The sequence below is a fragment of the Loktanella atrilutea genome, assembly GCF_900128995.1.
Lineage (GTDB): Bacteria > Pseudomonadota > Alphaproteobacteria > Rhodobacterales > Rhodobacteraceae > Loktanella > Loktanella atrilutea.
Genome location: NZ_FQUE01000011.1, coordinates 54,159 through 76,464, shown reverse-complemented (window position 1 = coordinate 76,464; position 22,306 = coordinate 54,159). Strand labels below are relative to the sequence as shown.

Annotated in this window: 22 protein-coding genes; all 22 read left to right on the top strand. The window is 64.2% G+C overall.

Annotated features, from left to right (window positions below):
• Positions 1-46: 46 nt before the first annotated feature.
• The 22 genes from BUA54_RS17410 (at position 47) to BUA54_RS17305 (ending at position 22,122) form a co-directional block, all read left to right on the top strand.
• On the top strand, positions 47-1,090 hold the full coding sequence (locus tag BUA54_RS17410) for a C4-dicarboxylate TRAP transporter substrate-binding protein (RefSeq protein ID WP_072858543.1): 1,044 nt from the start codon (positions 47-49) through the stop codon (positions 1,088-1,090).
• A gap of 70 nt (positions 1,091-1,160) precedes the next feature.
• Positions 1,161-1,691: a TRAP transporter small permease gene (locus BUA54_RS17405; protein ID WP_072858542.1), complete on the top strand. Its 531-nt coding sequence runs from the start codon at positions 1,161-1,163 to the stop codon at positions 1,689-1,691.
• Positions 1,691-3,028 carry a TRAP transporter large permease gene (locus BUA54_RS17400; protein ID WP_072858541.1) on the top strand — a complete coding sequence of 446 codons (1,338 nt, stop codon included), beginning with the start codon at positions 1,691-1,693 and terminating at the stop codon, positions 3,026-3,028. Before BUA54_RS17405 ends, BUA54_RS17400 begins: the two co-directional genes overlap by 1 nt.
• Positions 3,029-3,055: 27 nt before the next feature.
• A complete protein-coding gene (locus BUA54_RS17395) occupies positions 3,056-3,865 on the top strand; it encodes an IclR family transcriptional regulator (protein WP_072858540.1) in 810 nt (269 codons plus the stop codon).
• 84 nt (positions 3,866-3,949) lie between these two features.
• The gene (locus BUA54_RS17390; protein ID WP_072858539.1) at positions 3,950-6,037 is read left to right on the top strand and encodes a 3-hydroxyacyl-CoA dehydrogenase NAD-binding domain-containing protein; all 2,088 of its coding nucleotides are present in this window, start codon (positions 3,950-3,952) and stop codon (positions 6,035-6,037) included.
• A 25-nt stretch (positions 6,038-6,062) separates the two neighbouring features.
• Positions 6,063-7,238, top strand: a complete 1,176-nt coding sequence (locus BUA54_RS17385) for an acetyl-CoA C-acyltransferase (RefSeq protein ID WP_072858538.1) — start codon at positions 6,063-6,065, stop codon at positions 7,236-7,238.
• Between the two features lie 12 nt (positions 7,239-7,250).
• A complete protein-coding gene (locus BUA54_RS17380) occupies positions 7,251-8,441 on the top strand; it encodes an acyl-CoA dehydrogenase family protein (protein ID WP_072858537.1) in 1,191 nt (396 codons plus the stop codon).
• 7 nt (positions 8,442-8,448) lie between these two features.
• Complete coding sequence (locus BUA54_RS17375) at positions 8,449-9,561, top strand: acyl-CoA dehydrogenase family protein (protein WP_072858536.1); 1,113 nt, start codon at positions 8,449-8,451, stop codon at positions 9,559-9,561.
• Positions 9,562-9,591: 30 nt separating this feature from the next.
• Positions 9,592-11,088, top strand: a complete 1,497-nt coding sequence (locus tag BUA54_RS17370) for a class I adenylate-forming enzyme family protein (RefSeq protein ID WP_072858535.1) — start codon at positions 9,592-9,594, stop codon at positions 11,086-11,088.
• Between the two features lies 1 nt (position 11,089).
• Entirely contained in the window at positions 11,090-12,301 is a 1,212-nt protein-coding gene (locus tag BUA54_RS17365) for an acyl-CoA dehydrogenase (protein ID WP_072858534.1), read from the top strand.
• Between the two features lie 252 nt (positions 12,302-12,553).
• Positions 12,554-13,042: a 50S ribosomal protein L15 gene (gene rplO, locus BUA54_RS17360; protein ID WP_072858533.1), complete on the top strand. Its 489-nt coding sequence runs from the start codon at positions 12,554-12,556 to the stop codon at positions 13,040-13,042.
• A gap of 105 nt (positions 13,043-13,147) precedes the next feature.
• Positions 13,148-14,509, top strand: coding sequence for a preprotein translocase subunit SecY (gene secY, locus BUA54_RS17355; protein ID WP_245810756.1), 1,362 nt, complete (start codon positions 13,148-13,150; stop codon positions 14,507-14,509).
• Positions 14,506-15,153 carry an adenylate kinase gene (locus tag BUA54_RS17350; RefSeq protein ID WP_072858532.1) on the top strand — a complete coding sequence of 216 codons (648 nt, stop codon included), beginning with the start codon at positions 14,506-14,508 and terminating at the stop codon, positions 15,151-15,153. The genes secY and BUA54_RS17350 overlap by 4 nt, the downstream gene beginning before the upstream one ends.
• A 198-nt stretch (positions 15,154-15,351) precedes the next feature.
• Positions 15,352-15,720 carry a 30S ribosomal protein S13 gene (gene rpsM, locus BUA54_RS17345; protein WP_072858531.1) on the top strand — a complete coding sequence of 123 codons (369 nt, stop codon included), beginning with the start codon at positions 15,352-15,354 and terminating at the stop codon, positions 15,718-15,720.
• Between the two features lie 12 nt (positions 15,721-15,732).
• Complete coding sequence (rpsK, locus tag BUA54_RS17340) at positions 15,733-16,125, top strand: 30S ribosomal protein S11 (protein WP_072858530.1); 393 nt, start codon at positions 15,733-15,735, stop codon at positions 16,123-16,125.
• Positions 16,126-16,238: 113 nt separating this feature from the next.
• Positions 16,239-17,255, top strand: a complete 1,017-nt coding sequence (locus tag BUA54_RS17335) for a DNA-directed RNA polymerase subunit alpha (protein WP_072858529.1) — start codon at positions 16,239-16,241, stop codon at positions 17,253-17,255.
• A 135-nt stretch (positions 17,256-17,390) separates the two neighbouring features.
• Positions 17,391-17,807, top strand: coding sequence for a 50S ribosomal protein L17 (rplQ, locus tag BUA54_RS17330; RefSeq protein WP_072858528.1), 417 nt, complete (start codon positions 17,391-17,393; stop codon positions 17,805-17,807).
• A gap of 147 nt (positions 17,808-17,954) precedes the next feature.
• A complete protein-coding gene (locus tag BUA54_RS17325) occupies positions 17,955-19,277 on the top strand; it encodes a replication-associated recombination protein A (protein ID WP_072858527.1) in 1,323 nt (440 codons plus the stop codon).
• 31 nt (positions 19,278-19,308) lie between these two features.
• Positions 19,309-19,686 (top strand): fluoride efflux transporter CrcB, encoded by a 378-nt coding sequence (gene crcB / locus BUA54_RS17320; protein WP_072858526.1) that lies wholly within the window; start codon positions 19,309-19,311, stop codon positions 19,684-19,686.
• A complete protein-coding gene (locus BUA54_RS17315; RefSeq protein ID WP_072858525.1) occupies positions 19,683-20,738 on the top strand; it encodes an RluA family pseudouridine synthase in 1,056 nt (351 codons plus the stop codon). The genes crcB and BUA54_RS17315 overlap by 4 nt, the downstream gene beginning before the upstream one ends.
• A gap of 17 nt (positions 20,739-20,755) precedes the next feature.
• Positions 20,756-21,412 (top strand): HAD-IA family hydrolase, encoded by a 657-nt coding sequence (locus tag BUA54_RS17310; protein ID WP_342742732.1) that lies wholly within the window; start codon positions 20,756-20,758, stop codon positions 21,410-21,412.
• Positions 21,409-22,122, top strand: a complete 714-nt coding sequence (locus BUA54_RS17305) for an ATP12 family chaperone protein (RefSeq protein ID WP_072858523.1) — start codon at positions 21,409-21,411, stop codon at positions 22,120-22,122. Before BUA54_RS17310 ends, BUA54_RS17305 begins: the two co-directional genes overlap by 4 nt.
• The last annotated feature ends 184 nt before the right edge of the window (positions 22,123-22,306 follow it).

Here is a 22,306-nt window from a genome sequence, read left to right as displayed (position 1 = left end):
TAGTGGAACTGTATTCGCATTAGTGGAAGTTCTGGGAGGAGCGACGATGAGAACGACTTTGACCGCCGCAACGGTGGCTTTTGGCATGGCGGCGACGTCGATGGCCGCACAGACGACGCTGATTCTCGGCGAGGCCGGTCCGAACCGCGGCGCCCGCGCCGAGGCGACGCAGGCTTTTGCCGATGATGTCGCGGCGCGCACGAATGGCGATCTGACCATCGATATCCAGTGGGGCGGCGCGCTGTTCAAGGCTGATGCGGCCCTGCAGGGCGTCAGCGACGGCGTCGCTGACCTCGGCACCATTATCGGCGTCTATTTCCCGCAGGAGATGGTGGCCTATGACATCGCCGACCTGCCGCTGCTGAACAACGATTCCTGGGTCGGGATGCGCGCCACGGACGAATTGATGCGCACGGATCCGACAATTACCGAGAACCTTGCGGCGCAGGATCTCGTCTACCTTGGAACCTTCACCACCTCTGCGGTCAACATCGGTTGCAAGGGTACCACGATCCGCACCGTCGACGACGTGTCCGGCCTGAAGGTGCGCGGTGTCGGCGCCTACGGCGACGTCTTCCGCGATCTTGGCGCCAACATGGTCGCCATGCCGATCTACGACGCCTACCAGGGTCTCGACACCGGCCTGCTCGATTGCTCGCAGGGCTATTCCTACGCCGTCGCCGCGTTGAAGCAGCAGGAGGTCATGACCAGCTATACGATCCTGAACTGGGGCCAGGTCGGCGCGCTGGGCATCTTCATGAACAAGTTCGCCTATGACGCGCTGACGCCGGAACAGCAGACCGCGCTGAACGAGGCGGGCGTCGGCATGGCCGACACGCTGGGCGAGCTGATCAATGCCGACAACGACGCCGCCGTGCAGACCATGAAGGACGCCGGCGTCGAGGTGATCGAACTCGATGCGGCGGAGCGCGACAAGCTGGTCGAGCGTGGCAAACCCTACATCGACGCATGGGTCGAACAGGCGACCGCCGCGGGCCTTGACGGTGCGGGCATGCTGGCAAGCTACCGCGAACTGCTGGACAAATACACTGCAGAGCGGGACGCGCAGGGCTATCCCTGGACTCGCTGACCTGACGACGGGCCGCCCGCGACACGCGGCGCGGTCCGACCTTTTCGCATGAAGTCCGAAGGAGGGTCCGATGCTGCATCGCATCGAACGTCTTTTGCTTGATCTGGCGTGCTGTGCCGTCGTGGCGCTGGGGCTGCTGATCACCGTCAGCGTGCTGCTGCGCGTGACCGTCAATTCCGGCGTTCCCGACACGATCGTCATGGTGCGCGAGCTGATGGTGGTCGCCATTGTCCTGCCTTTGGCGGCAGCAACCACGGCCCGTGCGCACATCGTGGTGGAGTTCCTGTCCAACCGCCTGCCTCTGCGCGCCCAAGGCTGGCTGGTCGTCTTCGGCGGCCTCTTCGGCCTCTTCGCCTTGTCACCACTGCTTTATGCCGGCTGGAACGAGGTGGCCCACAACATCGGCAGCGGCAGCTACTACGTTGGGCAGCTGAACCTGCCGAAGTGGCCGGGTCGCGTCTTGTTCCTCATCGGCATGTCGTTCTGCTGGCTGCGCCTGTTGCTGCTGGTGATCGGCGACATCCGCACGCTGAGGGCCGGTGGCGTGCCGGCGCTGTCCGAAACCACCTCCTCCACCTTTGCCGAAGAGGATCGTTCCTGATGGACGGCACACTGATCGGCCTGATCGCCTTTGCTGCCGTGATCGGCTTGCTGGCGCTGCGCGTGCCCATTGCCTTCGTGTTGGCAGGCGTTGGCACCATCGGCACGTTCGTCATCTTCGCCACGCGCACGGGGGCCTTCACGCCGGACCGAGCGATGCGGCCGACGACATCGCTGGTGTTTTCAAATTCCTTCGACCTGATCCACTCATACGACCTGTCGATGATCCCGTTGTTCATCGCGCTGGGCCATATCGCCTATCGCGCCGATATCACGACGCGTATCTATGACGCCGCCCGCGTCTGGCTGGCCAAGGTGCCGGGCGGGGTCGCCATGGCCTCTGTCGTGGGCTGTGGCGGGTTTTCGGCGATCACGGGATCGTCGATCGCCTGCGCCTCGACCATGGGCCGCATCTGTTCGCCAGAGATGCTACGGATGGGGTACGACAAGGGCCTCGCCACCGCATCCGTCGCCGCCGGCGGCACGTTGGGGTCGCTGATCCCGCCGTCGGTGCTGTTCATCATATACGGCATCTTTACCGAAACCTCGATTTCCTCGCTGTTCCTGGCGGGCATCCTGCCGGGCATCCTGTCGTTGGCAGGCTTCCTGCTGGCAATCTACATCTGGGTCACGACACGACCCGAGGTCGCGCCCGCCTATGAGGGCGACATCACTCTGCGCGATAAATGGATTGCCGCCGTCGGCGCCTGGCCCGCCATTGCGTTGTTCGTTCTCATTGTCGGTGGCATCTACGGCGGATTCTTCACCGCGACGGAGGCAGCGGCCATCTGCGTCGCCGCCGCCTGCGTCATCGGTTTTGCCCAAGGCAAGCTGACGGTGCGCGACCTTTGGGACAGTCTGCGAGAGACCTGCATCCAGACGTCCAGCATTTTCCTGATCGCCGCCGCCGCCAAGATCTTCGTCGCCTTCACGGCACTGACCGGGGTGGCCCCGGCCATCGTGAATGCCGTCGGCGATGCGCAACTGTCGCCGGTCTTGCTGCTGGCGGCCATCGCGGTCATCTACCTGATACTCGGCATGTTCCTCGACCCTATCGGGATCATGGTGTTGACTTTGCCGCTGATGGTGCCGCTGGTCGAAAACTATGGTTTTGATTTGATCTGGTTCGGCGTCGTCGTGGTCAAGCTGCTGGAGATCGGCCTGATCACGCCCCCCGTCGGCCTGAATGTCTTTGTCATCAGCAATGTGGTGGGCAAGGCCGTTCCGATCGACAGAATATTCGCAGGCATCTGGCGGTTCCTTGCGATCGACGTGGTGGTACTGGTGCTGTTGATGAGCTTTCCCGTGATCTCTCTTCTGATTCCGAACTCACTATAGAAAGAGGGATCAGACAAGGTGAACACGATGGACAGCGAAATCGAGAAAGACCGGCGCTTTGCAACGACGCTGGCGCGTGGGCTGAGCGTCCTGCGGGCCTTCCGTCCCTCTGATGACGGTCTGGGCAATGCCGAGATCTCTGACCGGACCGGTCTGCCGAAATCCACGGTTTCGCGGCTGACCTTTACCCTGCAGGCGCTTGGCTACCTGACCCATGCCCGCCGCCACGATCGCTATCGCCCCGGTCCCGCGCTGTTGGCACTGGGCAACATGGCCAGCGCCTCGCTGTCATTCGTCGACTTGTCCGGCCCCCTGATGCAGCGACTGGCGGACGAGACGGGTACCCTGTCGTTGATGCTGGTGCGCGATCTGGGCCGGATGCTGATCGTCAAGACGTGGCGACCGCGTAACGTGGCCTCCCTTTGGCTGGAGGTCGGCCATCGTCTGCCGTTGCATGGATCATCCTCTGGCCATTGCATGCTTGCCGCCTTGTCAGAGGACGGCTTCACCGCCGCCGTCAGGGATGCGGACGGCGACCGCGGACTGTCCCCGGCACAGGCCGTCGCGGACCGCAAAGCTGCACACAACCAGATCGTGACGCAGGGCTTTGTCATCACGGACCCCGACCGCTATTTCGCCGCCAACATCCATGCCGTTGCAGTGCCGTTTCTGGCGCGGGAACTAGGCGAGCCTGTGATCTTTACCTGCGGCGCGATGCCCGATGCGTTGCCGGTTGCCCGCATGCAGACCGAGGTGGGACCGAAGCTCCTCGCGACAGTGCGCGACCTGGACCGGATGATGGGGCAGGGCAGTGGAACGTACGGAAGGGATTTGTAGTTCTGCATGGTGGAACTGAATTTTGCATGTTGAAATGGGGGTGCATATCGTTATGTGCACCGTACGGACCAAGGGAGACGGGTGATGACCAAAGTAGATTATACGCGCGACGGCGAGATCGCGGTCATTACTGTCGAAAACCCGCCGGTCAATGCGCTTGGTCAGGTTGTGCGTCAGGCGCTCTGGGATGCGATGGTTCGGTTTGACGCTGATACTGGGGCGAAGGCGGCCGTGATCATCGGCGGGGGACATCTGTTCATCGGCGGCGCCGACATTACGGAGTTCGGCAAGCCGCCGGTCGCTCCGTTCCTACCGGATGTCATCAACCGCATTGCCGCGGCGAAGAAACCCATCGTCGCCGCGATCCAAGGAGCGGCCCTCGGCGGCGGGCTGGAGGTCGCGCTCGGCGCACATTACCGGATCGCTACGAGAACGGCAAAGCTTGGTCTGCCCGAGGTCACGCTGGGTGTCATCCCAGGGGCGGGCGGCACCCAGCGGCTGCCGCGCCTTGTAGGGCTGGACGCGGCGCTGACGATGATGACGGGCGGCAAGCCTGTCACGGGCGCGCAAGCGATGGACCAAGGTCTTGTGGATGCTGTCGCGCAGGACGACCTCCGGGCCGAAGCACTGGCCTACGCAACCCGGTTGGTGGCCGATGGGGCTGGTCCGCGCGTCGTTGCAGACCTTCCGTTTCCCGGCGCGGATCCCGACGCAATGGCCACCTGGCGCAAACAATTGGCGATATCGGCCAAAGGACAGGTCGCGCCTCTTGCCGTGCTGGATGCCGTTGCCGCCGGTACTCTACTGCCCTTTTCACAAGCGCTGGCCGAGGAACGACGGCTTTTCCTGTCGCTACTTGATACCCCCCAGCGGTCGGGCCTGATGCACGCGTTCTTTGCCGAACGTGCCGTCGCCAAGGTGCCGGAAATCAACGGCGTCACCCCGCGCGAGATCAGTAGGACCGGCGTCATCGGTGGTGGGACAATGGGCGCCGGGATCGCGACCGCGATGGTTCTGTCCGGTCTGAATGTCACGCTCGTGGAACGTGACGATGCCGCTGCGGACAAGGCCCGGGATACCATCGCACGCAATCTGTCCAGCGCCGTAAAGCGTGGCAAGCTGACAGAGGCCAGGCGCGACGCGATCCTGTCGCATGCGCTGGAGACGGTGGTGGGCTACGATGCGCTGTCAGAAGCCGATCTTGTGGTCGAGGCGGTGTTCGAGGACATGGATGTAAAGCAAGAGGTCTTCCGCCAGCTTGATCGGGTCTGCAAACCCGACGCAGTGCTGGCAACTAACACCTCCTATCTTGACGTGAACCGGATCGCGCAGGTAACCGCGCGGCCCGCCGATGTGATCGGACTGCACTTTTTTTCGCCCGCGCATGTGATGAAGCTGTTAGAGATCGTGGTCGCCGACGCCACGGCGACGAACGTGACCGCCACCGCCTTCGCCTTGGCGAAGCGTCTGGGCAAGATCGGCGTGCGCGCCGGGGTCTGCGACGGCTTCATCGGCAACCGCATCCTGTCGCATTACCGCACGGCGGTCGATCACATGGTGCTGGATGGTGCCAGCCCCTATGACGTCGATCGGGCGCTGGTGGACTTCGGCGTTGCCATGGGGCCCTATCAGGTCAGCGACCTCGCCGGCCTCGACATCGGCTACATGACGCGGCAGCGCAAGGCGGCGAAGGCCCACCCCCGGGACCGCGCACGGGTCTTCGCCGATGCGCTTTATCATCAGGGGTGGCTCGGGCAGAAGACCGGACACGGCTACTACATTTATGACGACCAGAGCCCGAAGGGCCGTCCCGACGATGCCGTCACCGAGATCATCGAGAAAACGCGCGCCGACCTTGGCCTAACGCCCCGCGCCTTCTCGGCAGAGGAGATCGCGCGCCGCACCATGGCCGCCATGGTGAACGAGGCCGCCCGGGTTGTGGACGAAGGCATCACGCAGCGCCCGTCCGATGTCGACGTCGTCTTCCTGTCCGGTTACGGATTCCCGCGCCATCGCGGCGGCCCGCTGCACCATGCCGACACGGTCGGACTGGATACCATCCTGTCCGACATCCGCACCTTCGCCGAAACCGACGACCATTTCTGGACCCCCGCCCCGCTGTTGGAGCGGCTGGTGGCCGAGGGTCGCACATTCGCCAGCCTGAACCGCTGACCCCGATCCGTTGAAAGGACATCCCATGTCACACCCCGTCATCGTCTCCGTCGCCCGCACCGCTATCGGCAAGGCCGGGCGCGGCGCGTTCAACATGACTCACGGCGCCACGATGGGCGGCCATGTCGCGCGCCACGCCGTCGACCGCGTCGGCATCGACCCCGCGCTGATCGAGGACAGCATCTGGGGCACCGGCTATCCGGAATACGTCACCGGCGGCAACATCGCGCGGCAGATCGTGATCCGTGCAGGCCTGCCTGTCTCCATCGCGGGAACGACAGTGAACCGCTTCTGCGCCAGCGGATTGCAGGCCATAGCCATGGGCGGCCACATGATTGCACAAGAGGGGGCGAAAGCCATCCTCGTCGGCGGGGTCGAGAGCATCTCGATGGTGCAGCCGCCCGTCCGCAACTCGCGCGAGGCCTGGATTCTGGAAAACAAGCCCGACCTGTACATGCCGATGGTGGAAACCGCCGACATCGTCGCCGCCCGCTATGGCATCAGCCGCGCGGCGCAGGACGAACTTGGTTTGCAAAGCCAGCAACGCACCGCAGCAGCGCAGGAGGCCGGCCGCTTCGACGATGAAATCGTGCCGATGACCGTGACCATGCAGGTGATGGACAAGGCGACGAAGGAAACCTCGGAGCAGGAAATCACCATCGCGCAGGACGAATGCAACCGCCCCACGACCACGCTGGAGGGGCTGCAGAAGCTGCCTCCCGTGCGCGGCGAGGATCAGTTCATCACGGCCGGCAACGCCAGCCAGCTGTCCGACGGCGCCGCCGCGCTGGTGATGATGGACGCGAAAGAGGCGGAGCGAGCCGGCCTGACCCCGCTGGGCGCCTTCCGCGGCTTCGCCGTCGCGGGCTGCGAACCGGACGAGATGGGCATCGGTCCGATCTACGCCGTGCCGCGCCTGCTGGAACGGGCGGGCCTGACCGTCGATGATATCGACCTGTGGGAGCTGAACGAGGCCTTTGCCAGTCAGCTGATCTATTGCCGCGACCATCTGCACATCGACAACGACAAGTTGAACGTCAACGGTGGCTCCATCGCCGTGGGCCATCCGTTCGGCATGACGGGCGCACGCATGACCGGCCACCTGCTGATCGAAGGCAAGCGTCGCGGCGCGAAGCTGGGCGTCGTGACCATGTGCGTCGGCGGCGGCCAGGGGGCCGCCGGCCTGTTCGAGATTTTCTGAAGGGGATACGACATGAACCTGAATTACACCGACGACCAGATCGCCTTTCGCGACGAAGTCCGCGCCTTTCTGGCCGACAACCTGCCCGCCCGCCTGTCCGAGAAGGTCAAGTCCGGCGAAGAGCTGACCAAGCAGGACCACGAGGAATGGCACGCCATCCTCAACGCCCGCGGCTGGCTGGCCGGCAACTGGCCCGTCGAATATGGCGGCACAGGCTGGGACGCCGTGCAGCGCCACATCTTCGAAGACGAGATGACAAAGGCCGCGGCACCGCGCATCGTCCCCTTCGGCATCGCGATGCTGGGACCGGTCCTAATGAAGTTCGGGTCGGAAGAGCAGAAGGCACACTACCTGCCGCGCATCCTGAACGGCGACGACTGGTGGTGTCAGGGCTATTCGGAACCGGGGGCGGGCTCCGACCTTGCCTCCCTGCGGACGACGGCGGTGCGTGAGGGCGATTATTACATCGTCAACGGCCAGAAGACCTGGACCACACTCGCGCAGCACGCCGACATGATCTTCTGCCTCGTGCGGACAAAGAAGGAGGGGAAGCCGCAGGAAGGCATCTCCTTCCTGCTGATAGACATGAAAAGTCCAGGCATTACCGTGCGCCCGATCGAGCTGATCGACGGCAGCGTTGAGGTGAACGAGGTCTGGTTCGAGGACGTCCGCGTCCCCGTCGGCAACCTGGTGGGCGAGGAAAACAAAGGCTGGACCTATGCCAAGTACCTGTTGACGCACGAGCGCACGAACATCGCCGGCGTCGGGTTCGCCAGCGCCGGGCTGGAGCAGCTGAAGCGGATCGCGCGGCTGGAATTGTCAGCTGGCAAACCGCTGATCGAAAACCCGCTGTTCGCCGCCCGCATCGCGCAGGTCCAGATCGACCTGATGGCCATGGCCACGACCAACCTGCGGGTCATCAGCGCCGCCGCCGCAGGGCAAGCGCCCGGTGCCGAAAGCTCCATGCTGAAGGTCAAGGGCACGCAGGTGCGTCAGGAGATCAACGCCCTGACCATGCAGGCCGTCGGCCCCTACGCGATGCCCTTCCCGTCGGAAGCGGTCGATGGCGACAATGCGCCCATCGGCCCGGACTACGCCCGTGCACCTACAGGCCAGTACCTGAACAACCGCAAGCTGTCGATCTACGGGGGGTCGAACGAGGTGCAGCGGGCGATCATCGCCAAAGCCATTCTGGAACTGTGAGGACGCCATGAACTTTGATCTGACCGACGAACGCCAGATGCTGCAGGACGGCCTGCGGCGGTTCCTGCGCGACAAGTACACGCCCGACCTGCTCAAGCAGATTGCCGACAGCGAGACCGGAACATCTTCCGATGTCTGGGACGGGCTGGCGGACATGGGCGTCATCGGCGCGCTCTTCACAGAGGATCAGGGCGGCTTCGGCGGCGCAGGGTTCGATGTGGCGCTGGTCGCCGAGGAGATGGGTCGCGTGGGTGCTACCGATCCGCTGATCGACACCGGCATCCTGGGTGGCGGCCTGATCGCCGCACTGGGGACCGACGACCAGAAGGCGATGATCGAGGACATCATCGCCGGTACGCGGCAGCTGGCGCTGGCCCACGGCGAGCCGGGCAGCCGCTACGACCTCTCGCGCGTCGGCACGACCGTCGCGGACGGCAAGCTGACTGGGCGCAAGGCCGTCGTCGTGAATGGCGGGGCTGCCGACACCCTGATCGTCAGCGCCAGAACCTTTGGCGACGTGGCGGACCAAGAGGGGATCAGCCTCTACCTCGTCGCCGCCGACGCACCCGGTCTGACCCGGCGCAGCTATGCCTTGACCGGGGGCGGTCACGCGGCGGAGATCACGCTGGACGACACGCCCGGCACGCTGCTCGGCACCGAAGGGCAGGCTTTCGATGCGCTGCCCACGGCCCATGCCCGTGCCACCTGCGCCATCAGCGCCGAGGCGGTGGGCCTGATGGACGCGATCCGCGAGCTGACGGTCGACTACCTCAAGACGCGCAAGCAGTTCGGCCAGCCCATCGGCAAGTTCCAGGCCCTGCAGCACCGCATGGCGGACGTGTTGATCGAGATCGAGCAGGCCCGGTCCGCGGTCATCAACCTGGCCGGTCATCTGGAGGCGGAGCCTGCCGTCCGAGACGTCCATGTCGCGGCGACAAAGACGCTGATCGGGCAGGTCGCGCGGCTGGTGGCCGAGGAATCCATCCAGATGCACGGCGGCATCGGCATGACCGAGGAATACGGCTTGGCGCATCTCGCCAAGCGGCTGGTCATGGTCGATCACCGCTTCGGCGACACGCTCTATCACATGGACCGTTTCATCGCCCTCGCCGTCGCCTGAACCGACCGCCGCGGGGAGGCGGTGTTTGCCATGTCAGAGATCCAGACCATCGACAGCCTGATAGCGGGCCGCGCAGTGGCGCGACCGGATGCCACCGCTATCATCGACGGGGACCGCTGCTGCAGCTTTGCCGCGCTCGATGACCATGTGACCGCCGCCGCCGGGATGCTGACGGCGGCCGGTGCCGGGGCGGGTGACCGCGTCCTGATCGTAGCCGAAAACAGCCTCGTCACCGCGGTCTTCATCTTCGCCTGCCTGCGGGCCGGGGCGATCGCCGTACCCGTCAACGCCCGCATGACCGCGCCGGAACTGGCCAAGGTGATCGACCACGCCGCGCCGCGCGTCGTCATCTATACCAGCGGCTGTTCGGCCGAGGCGCAGGCCCTTGCGGGGGACGCCACGCCGCAGGACATGGGGTTCGGCGCGTTTCACATGGCCAAGTGCGACCCGAAGCCGGTGGATGCCGACACCGATGATGTCGCCGTGATCCTCTACACTACCGGCACCACGGGCGCACCGAAGGGCGTGATGCTGACCCACGCGAACCTGATGTTTGCCGGCAACCTCTCTGCCCGCATCCGGGAGATGGGACAGCGCGACCGCATCTACGGCGTCCTGCCGCTGACCCATGTCTTCGGCCTGGCCTCCGTGCTGATCGCAAGCACCATCAGCGGTGCGACGCTGCAGCTTGAGACCCGGTTCAGCCCGGCGAAGCTGCAGGCTGCCCTGATGGATGGCGTCACGATCTTTCCGGGTGTGCCGCAGATGCACGCCCTGCTGATGCGCCACGCCGCCGATCAGGGCACGCCCCGTCTGACGGGCAGCGCGTTGCGCTACGTCTCATCCGGTGCGGCGCCGCTGGATCCGGCGTGGAAGGCCAAGGCCGAAGCCTTCTATGGCCTGCCGCTTCAGAACGGCTATGGCATGACCGAAAGCACGGCGGGGGTCAGCGGCACCCGCAATGCGATCGGCGATCCCGATACCAGCGTCGGCCAGCCGTTCGACGGCGTCACGGTGCGGATCGACGCGCCAGAAGGGGCGGAGGCCGGCGAGGTGCTGACCCGTGGTCCGCATGTGATGAAAGGCTATTTCCGGGCACCAGATCTGACCGCGCAGACGATCCGGGACGGCTGGCTGCGGACGGGCGACCTGGGCCGGTTCGATGCGGCTGGCCGGCTGCACATCGTCGGGCGCGCCAAGGAGCTGATCATCCGCGGCGGTTTCAACGTCTACCCGCCAGAGGTCGAGGCGGCGTTGAACGACCATGCCGACGTGATCCAGTGCGCCGTGATCGGCGCGCGCAATGCCAGCGGTGACGAGGACATTCTTGCCTTCGTGCAGTGCCGCGATCCCGCCGCTTTCGACACCGTGGCCCTTGCCACCTTTGCCGCCGCGCGGTTGAGCGGCTATAAGCGGCCCACACGTATTTTCCCGGTGGACTCCTTGCCCGCCGCTCCGACTGGCAAAATCCTGAAACACAAACTGCTGGACACCTTCGCGGACCGGCTGACAGCAAAGGAAGCATGAGATGGCAAAAGACATGATCGGTATGGGGCCGGACCTTGGCCCCTTCTACTGGGCCGACGCCCTGCTGCTGGAAACCCAGCTGACAGAAGACGAGCGGATGCTGCGCGACGCGGCGCGCGATTTCGCGCAGAACGTGCTGCAGCCGCGGGTCACGCAGGCCTATCGCGACGAGGTGGCGGCCCCCGAACTCTTTCCGCTGATGGGCGAGGCGGGTCTGCTGGGCTGCACCATCCCCGAGGAATACGGCGGCCTTGGCGCCTCCTACGTCACCTACGGGCTGATCGCCCGCGAGGTGGAGCGGGTCGATTCCGGTTACAGGTCGATGATGTCCGTGCAGTCGAGCCTCGTGATGTATCCGATCCACGCCTACGGGTCGGAGGAGCAGCGCCAGAAATACTTGCCGGGCCTCGTCAGCGGCGAGCTGATCGGCTGCTTCGGCCTGACCGAACCCGACGCCGGGTCCGATCCCGCGGGCATGAAGACGACAGCGAAGAAGACCGCCGTCGGCTATGTGCTGAACGGGTCGAAGATGTGGATCTCGAACGCGCCCTTCGCCGATGTCTTCGTCGTCTGGGCGAAGTCCGAAGAGCACGGCGGCAAGATCCGCGGCTTCATCCTCGAAAAGGGAATGGAGGGGCTGAGCGCGCCCAAGATCGGCGGCAAGCTAAGCCTGCGCGCCTCGACCACCGGTGAGATCGTGATGAAGGACGTGGCCGTGGGCGAGGATGCTCTGCTGCCCGGCGTGCAGGGCCTGAAGGGGCCGTTCGGCTGTCTGAACCGTGCGCGCTACGGCATCGCCTGGGGCGTCATGGGTTCGGCGGAGTTCTGTTTCCACGCCGCGCGGCAGTACGGCCTTGACCGCAAGCAGTTCAACAAGCCGCTGGCCCAGACCCAGCTGTTCCAAAGGAAGCTGGCGGACATGCAGACCGAGATCACGCTGGGCACCCAGGCCGCGTTGCAGGTCGGGCGGCTGATGGACAGCGGGCAGGCCGCGCCCGAGATGATCAGCCTGATCAAGCGCAACAATTGCGGCAAGGCGCTGGAGATTGCGCGCCACAGCCGCGACATGCACGGCGGCAACGGCATTTCCGACGAATTCCAGATCATGCGCCACATGATCAACCTCGAGACGGTGAACACCTACGAGGGCACCCACGACGTGCACGCGCTGATCCTTGGCCGGGCGATCACGGGGCTGCAGGCGTTCTTCTGATTTTCAGGGGAGGGCGGGCCCGCCCGCCCACCCCTTTTCGGGGCTGCGCCCCGGGCCCCCGCCGGTTTCCGCGACCTGAAGGAATGCGGAAAACGCAGCGGGGCCTGCGGCCCGCCGGCCCCGCTTGACGCGCCTTTGGGGCACCGCTATACGCCGCCAGTCCGTACCCCGTGGGGTGCCGATTCATATGCAATGCCGTGTGCCCCATTTCCGTCGCTGGACGGGGTCCTCCGGCCAGAAGGAGAAGCGACGATGTTCAAGCTGAACGAACTGTCCGACAACGAAGGCGCAACCCACCGCCGCAAGCGCGTCGGCCGTGGCCCGGGTTCGGGCAAGGGCAAGACCGGTGGCCGTGGTATCAAGGGTCAGAAGTCCCGGTCCGGCGTGGCGATCAAGGGCTACGAAGGCGGCCAGATGCCGCTGTACCAGCGTCTGCCGAAGCGCGGTTTCAACAACATCAACGCCAAGACCTATGCCGTCGTGAACTTGGGCCTGATCCAGAAGTTCATCGACGAGGGCAAGATCGACGCCAAGAACGACGTGACGGAGGATGCGCTGATCGCGTCCGGTCTGGTGCGTCGCCGTAAGGATGGCGTGCGCGTCCTGGCGAAGGGCGAAATCACGTCCAAGATCAACCTGACCGTCCACGGCGCGTCCAAGGGCGCGGTCGAAGCCATCGAGAAGGCCGGCGGCAGCGTTACCGTGACCGCCAAGCCCAAGGCTGGCACCGAGGCGGCCTGATCGCTTGCGGGCGACACGACTGTCGCCTAGATAGGGTCTGAGTTTTCCCAAACGCCGCCAACGGGACACCCGCTTGGCGGCGTTTTTCATATAAAAGAGACTTGCATGGCATCCGCTGCAGAACAAATGGCCGCCAACATGAGCTGGGGCGCCTTCGGCAAGGCGACAGAGCTGCGCAGCCGAATCCTCTTCACCATCGGCATGCTGATGGTCTACCGCCTTGGCACCTACATTCCCGTTCCCGGCATCGACGGCGTCCAGCTGCGCGAGTTCATGACCGGCGCGGCCGCCGGCATCGGCGGCATCCTGTCGATGTTCACCGGCGGCGCATTGTCCCGCATGGGGATCTTCGCGCTTGGCATTATGCCCTACATCTCGGCCTCGATCATCGTGCAGCTTCTCGGGTCCATGTGGGAACCGCTGAAGAACCTCAAGAAAGAGGGCGAGCAGGGGCGTCGCAAGATGAACCAGTACACCCGCTACGGCACGGTGCTGCTGGCCACGGCGCAGGCCTACGGCCTCGCGAAATCGCTGGAGGCCGGTGGCCTCGCGTCCAACCCCGGCCTGTTCTTTGTTGCGGCCTGCGTCATCACCATCGTCGGCGGCACCATGTTCCTGATGTGGGTGGGCGAGCAAATCACCAGCCGCGGCATCGGTAACGGCATCTCTCTGATCATCTTCGTCGGCATCATCGCCGAAGTCCCCGCAGCTCTTGCCCGCTTCCTGAGTCAGGGCCGGTCCGGCGCAATCAGCCCATTTGTCATCGTAGGTGTCATTCTGATGGTGATCGCGGTGCTGACCTTCGTCGTCTTCATGGAACGCAGCTTGCGCAAGATCCACATCCAGTATCCCCGCCAGCAGCGTGGAATGAAGGTCTACGACGCTTCCTCCTCTCACCTGCCGATCAAGGTGAACCCGGCCGGCGTCATCCCCGCGATCTTCGCGAGCGCCCTGCTGCTGCTGCCGACCACGATCAGCACCTTCTCCGGCGGGTCATCGAACGCCTTCATGTCGACTCTGCTTGCCTACTTTGGCCCCGGCCAGCCACTCTACCTGCTGTTCTTCACAGTGATGATCGTCTTCTTCACCTACTTCTACACCCGTGAGGTCGCCTTCAAGACCGAGGATGTGGCCGACAACCTGAAGAACCAGAACGGCTTCGTGCCCGGCATCCGCCCCGGCAAGAAGACGAAGGAATACCTCGACTATGTCGTGAACCGCATTCTGGTTCTTGGCTCCGGCTATCTGGCGCTGGTGGCGCTGCTGCCAGAGATCATCCGCAGCCAATTTGCGGTGCCCTTCTACTTCGGCGGCACTTCGGTCCTGATCATCGTCTCGGTCGGGATGGACACCATTCAACAGATCCAATCGCATCTGCTGGCGCACCAGTACGAAGGGCTGATCGAAAAATCGCAACTGCGCGGCAAGCGCAGCACGACCAAGCGGAAGGGGCCGGCGCGTCGATGAATATTATTCTACTGGGACCGCCCGGCGCCGGGAAAGGCACACAAGCGCGCCGACTGGTCGATGAACGCGGCATGGTGCAACTGTCGACAGGCGACATGCTACGCGCCGCCCGCAGCTCTGGCACCGAGATGGGCCAGCGCGTCGCTGCCGTCATGGACCGTGGTGAACTGGTCACGGACGAGATCGTGATCGGGCTGATCCGTGAGCAGCTGACAAATGACGATCCGGCGAACGGCTACATCTTCGACGGCTTTCCGCGCACGCTTGCGCAGGCCGATGCGCTGGGCAACCTGCTTGCTGAACTGGGCGAGAACCTCGACCGCGTTATCGAGATGAAAGTCGACGACGAAGCCCTTGTCGCGCGAATCACGGCCCGGTCGACCTGTAGCAACTGCGGCGAGGTCTATAACGACGCGACGAAGCCGATCCCGGCCGATCATGTCTGCACCAACTGTGGTCAAAAGGCCGAATTCGTCCGGCGCGCCGACGACAATGCCGAAAGCCTGAAGACCCGCCTGCTGGCCTATTACAAGCAGACGAGCCCGTTAGTCGGTTACTATTATGCGCGTGGTGATCTGTCGTCCGTCGATGGATTGGCCACGATGGACGAGGTAGGGGCGCAGATCAGGAAAGCGCTCGCCTGAGGCGGGGGTAGGGGGTTGACCCCCGGCCTCAGCGCCTCTAGACACCCCCATCCCGTACGGGAATCACTTGCCGTGACTGGGTCGCGCCCGCTTGTTACGGACTACCTCATATGACATGGGCCCGCCGCACGTCGGACGGGCCTGCGTTGTGAAAAAAGGGTCTGGTATCACGGACCCGCAACGAAAAGGAAAGCTCACGTGGCACGTATTGCCGGCGTCAACATCCCGACTGCTAAACGGGTTCCGATCGCCCTGACCTACATTGCCGGAATCGGCAACACCACCGCCGCCCAGATCTGCGAAGCGACTGGCATCGACGCCTCTCGTCGGGTCAACGATCTGTCGGACGCGGAAGTGCTGAAGATCCGCGAATACATCGACGAGAACGTCACCGTTGAAGGTGACCTGCGTCGCGAAACCCAGATGAACATCAAGCGTCTGATGGACCTTGGCTGCTACCGCGGCCTGCGTCACCGTCGTGGCCTGCCCGTTCGCGGCCAGCGCACGCACACCAACGCACGCACGCGCAAGGGCCCCGCAAAGGCCATTGCCGGCAAGAAGAAATAAGGAGATCCGATCATGGCACGAGATACCCGCCGGACCGGCAAGAAAAAGGTCTCCAAGAACATCGCAGCTGGCGTTGCGCATGTGAATTCTTCCTTCAACAACACCAAGATCCTGATCTCGGACGTGCAGGGCAACGCGATTGCCTGGTCGTCCGCAGGCACCATGGGTTTCAAGGGTTCGCGGAAGTCGACTCCTTACGCAGCACAGATGGCCGCCGAGGATGTGGGCAAGAAAGCCCAGGAACACGGCGTGAAGACGTTGGAAGTCGAAGTGCAGGGCCCCGGTTCGGGCCGCGAATCTGCACTGCGTGCGCTGGCTGCCGCCGGTTTCAACATCACCTCGATCCGTGATGTGACCCCGATGGCCCACAACGGCTGCCGCCCGCCGAAGCGTCGCCGGGTCTGATCCATACCATTTGACGATGGGGGCCGTGCTATCCTGCACGGCCCCGATCTGCCGTTTTGAAACCTCGAGCGCACGACTTTTTGGACATGAAGTCGAGCAAGGATGGAGGGACTATGATCCACAAAAACTGGGCTGAGCTGATCAAGCCGACACAGCTGGACGTAAAGGTCGGCAACGACCCCCAGCGTCAGGCCACCCTGATCGCAGAACCGCTGGAGCGTGGCTTTGGCCTGACGCTCGGCAACGCGCTGCGCCGCATCCTGATGTCGTCGCTGCAGGGTGCCGCCATCACCGCCGTGCAGATCGACAACGTGCTGCATGAATTCTCTTCTGTCTCTGGCGTCCGCGAAGATGTCACCGACATTGTCCTGAACCTGAAGGGCGTCGCGATCCGCATGGACGTCGAAGGCCCCAAGCGTCTGAGCGTTCAGGCCAAGGGTCCGGGCATCGTCACCGCCGGCGACATCTCGGAAACCGCTGGCATCGAGGTCCTGAACAAGGATCACGTGATCTGCCACCTCGACGACGGTGCCGACCTCTACATGGAACTGACGGTCAACACCGGCAAGGGCTATGTCGCGGCCGACAAGAACAAGCCCGAGGATGCGCCGATTGGCATGATCGCGATCGACGCGATCTATTCCCCGGTCAAGAAGGTCAGCTATGACGTGCAGCCGACCCGCGAAGGTCAGGTGCTGGACTATGACAAGCTGACGATGAAGATCGAAACCGACGGGTCCCTGACGCCGGACGACGCCGTGGCCTATGCCGCGCGCATCCTGCAGGACCAGTTGCAGATCTTCGTCAACTTCGACGAGCCGGAATCGGCCAACGCCGGCGGCGACGACGACGGGCTGGAATTCAACCCGCTGCTGCTCAAGAAGGTAGACGAGCTGGAACTGTCCGTCCGTTCGGCGAACTGCCTGAAGAACGACAACATCGTCTACATCGGCGACCTGATCCAGAAGACCGAAGCCGAGATGCTGCGCACCCCGAACTTCGGCCGCAAGTCCCTGAACGAAATCAAGGAAGTGCTGTCGGGCATGGGTCTGCACCTTGGCATGGACGTCGAGGACTGGCCGCCAGACAACATCGAAGACCTGGCCAAGAAGTTCGAAGACCAGTTCTGAAGAACAGGGGGCGGACACTAATCCGCCCCTTTCGACAATGCCCGCAGTGGCGGGGAACATCCGGGCAATGGTGCCCCAATAATGCGGCTGACACGCATCAGACCGCTGGACAAAGCATAATCAGGAGATGACCAAATGCGTCACGCAAGCGGCTACCGCAAACTGAACCGCACCCACGAACACCGCAAGGCGATGTTCGCCAACATGGCTGGTTCGCTGATCGAGCACGAGCAGATCAAGACGACCCTGCCGAAGGCCAAGGAACTGAAGCGGATCATCGACAAGCTGATCACGCTGGGCAAGCGCGGCGACCTGCACGCCCGCCGTCAGGCCGACAGCCAGCTGAAGCAGGATATCCACACTGCCAAGCTGTTCGAGATCCTTGGCCCGCGCTACGCCGAGCGTCAGGGCGGCTACTGCCGCGTGATGAAGGCCGGCTTCCGCTATGGTGACATGGCCCCGATGGCGATCATCGAACTGGTCGACCGCGACCGGGATGCCAAGGGTGCCGCCGACAAGGCCCGCCTGGTCGAGATCGACGAAGAGGCGTAAGCCCCGACATCAAGTTTCGGGAAAAGGGCGCGATTTGCGGATCGCGCCCTTTTTCATATCCGGCCGTCGGCGCCGGTGACCCACCCCCGGCGGCTGACCGAGAGGAGCGGCCTTCCAAAGGGGTCTTCGGGGGCTTAGATATCGCTCATGGCAGACCTCTTCGATACCTCCGCATCCACGCCCGCAGCCCCCACCGGCCCCCGCCCGCTGGCGGACCGGCTGCGACCGCAGACCTTGGGAGAGGTCATCGGGCAGGAACAGGTGCTCGGCCCCGACGCGCCGCTGGGGGCGATGCTGGCGTCGGGTTCGCTGTCGTCGCTGGTCCTCTGGGGACCGCCGGGGGTGGGGAAGACGACCATCGCGCGGCTGCTGGCGGACGAGACGGACCTGCATTTCGTCCAGATCAGTGCGATCTTCACCGGCGTGCCGGAACTGCGCAAGGTGTTCGAGGCGGCGAAGCTGCGCCGCCAGAACGGCAAGGGCACGCTGCTGTTCGTCGACGAGATCCACCGCTTCAACAAGGCGCAGCAGGACGGCTTTCTGCCGCACATGGAGGACGGGACGATCCTGCTGGTCGGTGCCACGACCGAGAACCCGAGCTTCGAGCTGAACGCCGCCTTGCTGTCCCGGGCGCAGGTGCTGATCCTGACCCGGCTGACCGAGGACGATCTGGAGCGCCTGGCACAGCGGGCAGAGGCGGAGCTGGGGCGCAAGCTGCCGCTCGACCCGCAGGCACGCGACCAGCTGATCAACATGGCGGACGGTGACGGGCGCAGCCTGCTGAACCTGATCGAACAGGTGGCGGCGTGGAAGACGGACAAGCCGCTGGGCACCGACGCGCTGACGAGCCGCCTGATGAAGCGGGCGACGAAATACGACAAGTCGGGCGACGAGCATTACAATCTGATCTCGGCCCTGCATAAATCCGTGCGTGGGTCTGACCCTGACGCGGCGCTCTACTGGCTTGCCCGGATGTTGACCGGAGGCGAGGATCCACGCTACCTCGCTCGCCGGATCGTGCGCATGGCGGTGGAGGATATCGGTTTGGCCGATCCGCAGGCGCAGCACATCTGCCTGCAGGCGTGGGAGACCTACGAGCGTTTGGGCTCGCCAGAGGGCGAGTTGGCGCTGGGGCAGGCGGTGACCTACCTGGCACTCGCGCCGAAATCCAACGCGGGCTATGTCGCATTCAAGGCGGCGATGGCGGCGGCGAAGCAGACCGGTTCGGAACCGCCGCCGCGCCACATCCTGAACGCGCCGACCAAGCTGATGAAGGAACAGGGCTTCGGGTCGGGCTATGCCTATGACCACGACGCCGAGGACGGGTTTTCCGGGCAGAACTATTTTCCCGAGACCATGAAGCGCGGCATCTACTATCTGCCCGTCGACCGCGGGTTCGAGAGGGAGTTGAAGAAGCGTCTCGATTTCTTTGCCGGTCTAAGGGACAAGCGCAAGGGCGCCACGAATTGACAACCTGACCCGTACGGGCGACAGGAGTGACATGATCTTGACCGGACTATCCGTGGCCCTTGGCGGTGCGATTGGCGCGACGCTGCGCTGGCTGACCGGCCAGCTGACCTTGCGTGCGATGGGGGCCGGTTTTCCTTGGGGCACGGTGACGGTCAATATTCTGGGATCCTTTCTCATGGGAGTCATCGTGGTCGTTCTGGCGGAACGGGGTGGCACCCGGTTGGCGCCCTTCCTGATGACGGGCCTGCTGGGCGGGTTCACTACGTTTTCGGCCTTCTCCCTCGACGCGATCGCGCTGATGGAGCGGGGACAATTCGCGCTGATGGCGGCCTATGTCGGCGGCAGCGTGATCGTGGGGATGGCGGCGCTGGTCCTTGGGATGAACTTGACACGGATGGTGCTGGCATGAGCGGTGGCGTGCAGACACGGGTGATCGGCCCGGACGACGGCGACCAGCGGCTGGACCGCTACCTGCGGAGGCTGTTCCCGCATCTGACGCAGGGCCGAATTGAAAAATTGTGCCGCAAGGGCGACATCCGCGTCGATGGCGGCCGGGTAAAGTCGAACACGCGGCTGGAGGTCGGACAGTCGATCCGCATCCCGCCCCTGCCGACCGAAGCGCAGGTGGAGGCGGAGCGCAGTCTGATGAAGCAGGGCGTGACCAAGGCCGACGCCGCGCTGATCCAGTCCTGCGTGATCTACCGCGACGACCACATGATCGTCATCAACAAGCCCGCGGGCCTTGCGACGCAGGGCGGCACTAACACCACCCGCCACGTCGACGCGATGAGCGAGGCGCTGATGTTCGGCTATGACGAAAAGCCGCGCCTCGTGCACCGGCTCGACAAGGACACCTCCGGCGTGCTGGTGCTGGCGCGCACGCGGATGGCGGCCAAGCAGCTGACCGAGAACCTCAAGCATCACGCGACCCGCAAGATCTACTGGGCCGCCGTCGCCGGTGTGCCGCATCCCCGTGCGGCGACGATCAAGTATGGACTCGTGAAGGCCCCCGGCCACGGCAAGGGCGGCGAGAACGAGAAGATGCGCTGCGTGCACCCCAAGGAGGTCGACACGACCGAGGGTGCCAAGCGCGCGGTCACCGATTACGCCGTGCTCGACAGCCTGGCGAAGCGCGCGGCCTGGGTTGCACTGGTGCCGATCACCGGCCGCACCCACCAGCTGCGCGCCCACATGGCAGAAATTGGGCACCCGATCATCGGCGACGGCAAGTATGGCGGGACGGAGCAGGAGAATCTGGGCGATGGCTGGGGGGCCGGCATGGGCGGCGACATCAGCCGCAAGATGCACCTGCACGCCCGCAGTCTGACGATCGAACATCCCGAGACGGGAGCGATCCTGCACCTGACCGCGCCGCTGCCCGATCACATGGAACGGACTTGGGATTTCGTCGGCTGGCACGTCAGCCACGCGCCGGTCGATCCCTTCAATATGCCCGACTGATGACGGATCTAAGGCTCGTGATATTCGACGTCGATGGGACACTTGTCGACAGTCAGGCGGAAATCATCGGTGCGATGGCCGAGGCGTTTGCCGCCGAGGGTCTGACCGCACCAACCCGAGAGGTAGTGCTATCTATCGTCGGCCTGTCTTTACCAGAAAGCTTTCGCGTCCTGTGCCCGGATCAGGACGCGTCGACCCGCGAGCGCCTGACGGCAGGTTATCGGGCCGCCTTTCGCGATTACGCGACGGCGGACCTGCAACGCAAGAGCCCATTGTTTCCGGGTGCAAGGGAAGCGGTCCTTCGTCTGCACGCGCAGGACCATACGGTTCTGGCTGTGGCAACGGGCAAATCGAAGCGCGGGCTTGACCGGCTGATAGACCAACACGCGTTGCAGGAGCTATTCGTCAGCCGGCAGACATCCGACCTCCACCCTTCCAAACCGCATCCGGCGATGATTCACGCAGCATTGGCAGAGGCAGGCGTTCCTGCATCCCGTGCGGTCATGGTCGGCGACACGACCTATGACATGGACATGGCGCGTGCGGCCGGGGTGGCGACGATCGGTGTCGGCTGGGGCTATCATCCGGCCGACAGCCTGCGCGCCGACCGGATGATCCCCACCTTCGCGGCACTGGACGCCGCCATCGACGACCTGATCGGAGAACCCGCATGAACGACTGGGCCCCGAAGCGTTTCTGGACCGAGGCCAACGTAGTTGAACGGGGCGGCGGCTTTTCCGTCGATCTTGACGGGCGCGCGGTCAAGACGCCCTACAAGCAGCCGCTGCTTTTGCCGACCCGTGCCATGGCGCAGGCGGTCGCGGCAGAGTGGCAGGCACAAACCGACAAGATCGACCCGACGACCATGCCTGCGACCCGCGCGGCCAATTCCGCTATCGACAAGGTTGCGCCGCAGCACGCAGACGTCGTGGCCCTGCTCGCGGCCTATGGCGAAAACGACCTGCTGTGCTATCGCGCGGCTGCGCCGGATAGCCTCGTCGCCCTGCAGAAGGACGCTTGGGATCCTTGGTTGGCGTGGTCGGCGCAAGCGCTCGATGCACCGCTTCACGTGACGACCGGGATCATGCCGATCACCCAGCCACCCGAATCCATCGCAAGGCTGCACGCTCGTGTGGCGCAGTTCGACAATTTCGCGCTGACTGGTTTTCACGATCTGGTTCAATTGTCGGGCTCACTCGTGCTCGCCTTTGCGGTTTCTATGGGCAAGCTGACCCCACAGGAGGCTTGGCCCCTTAGCCGGATCGACGAGGATTTCCAGATCAGTCAGTGGGGCGACGACGAAGAAGCCGCCGAGGTCGCAGCCATCAAGCGGCAGGCATTCATCGACGGCGCCACCTTCATCGAGATGAGCCGCTTGGCCTGAGTCGATCACAAATCAGGCGTCACCGGTCGAACTGCCGTTCAGACAGGCAGATACAGGCGTTTGACCCGGCGGCGGGCCTTGACCTCTGGGCAATAATTCGCCCACTCTACTGTCATTGGGGGGGAGACCCGTCAAAACTCAACCGTCCCATGCCGGGCGGAAAAAATTGGCTGCCCGAGATGGG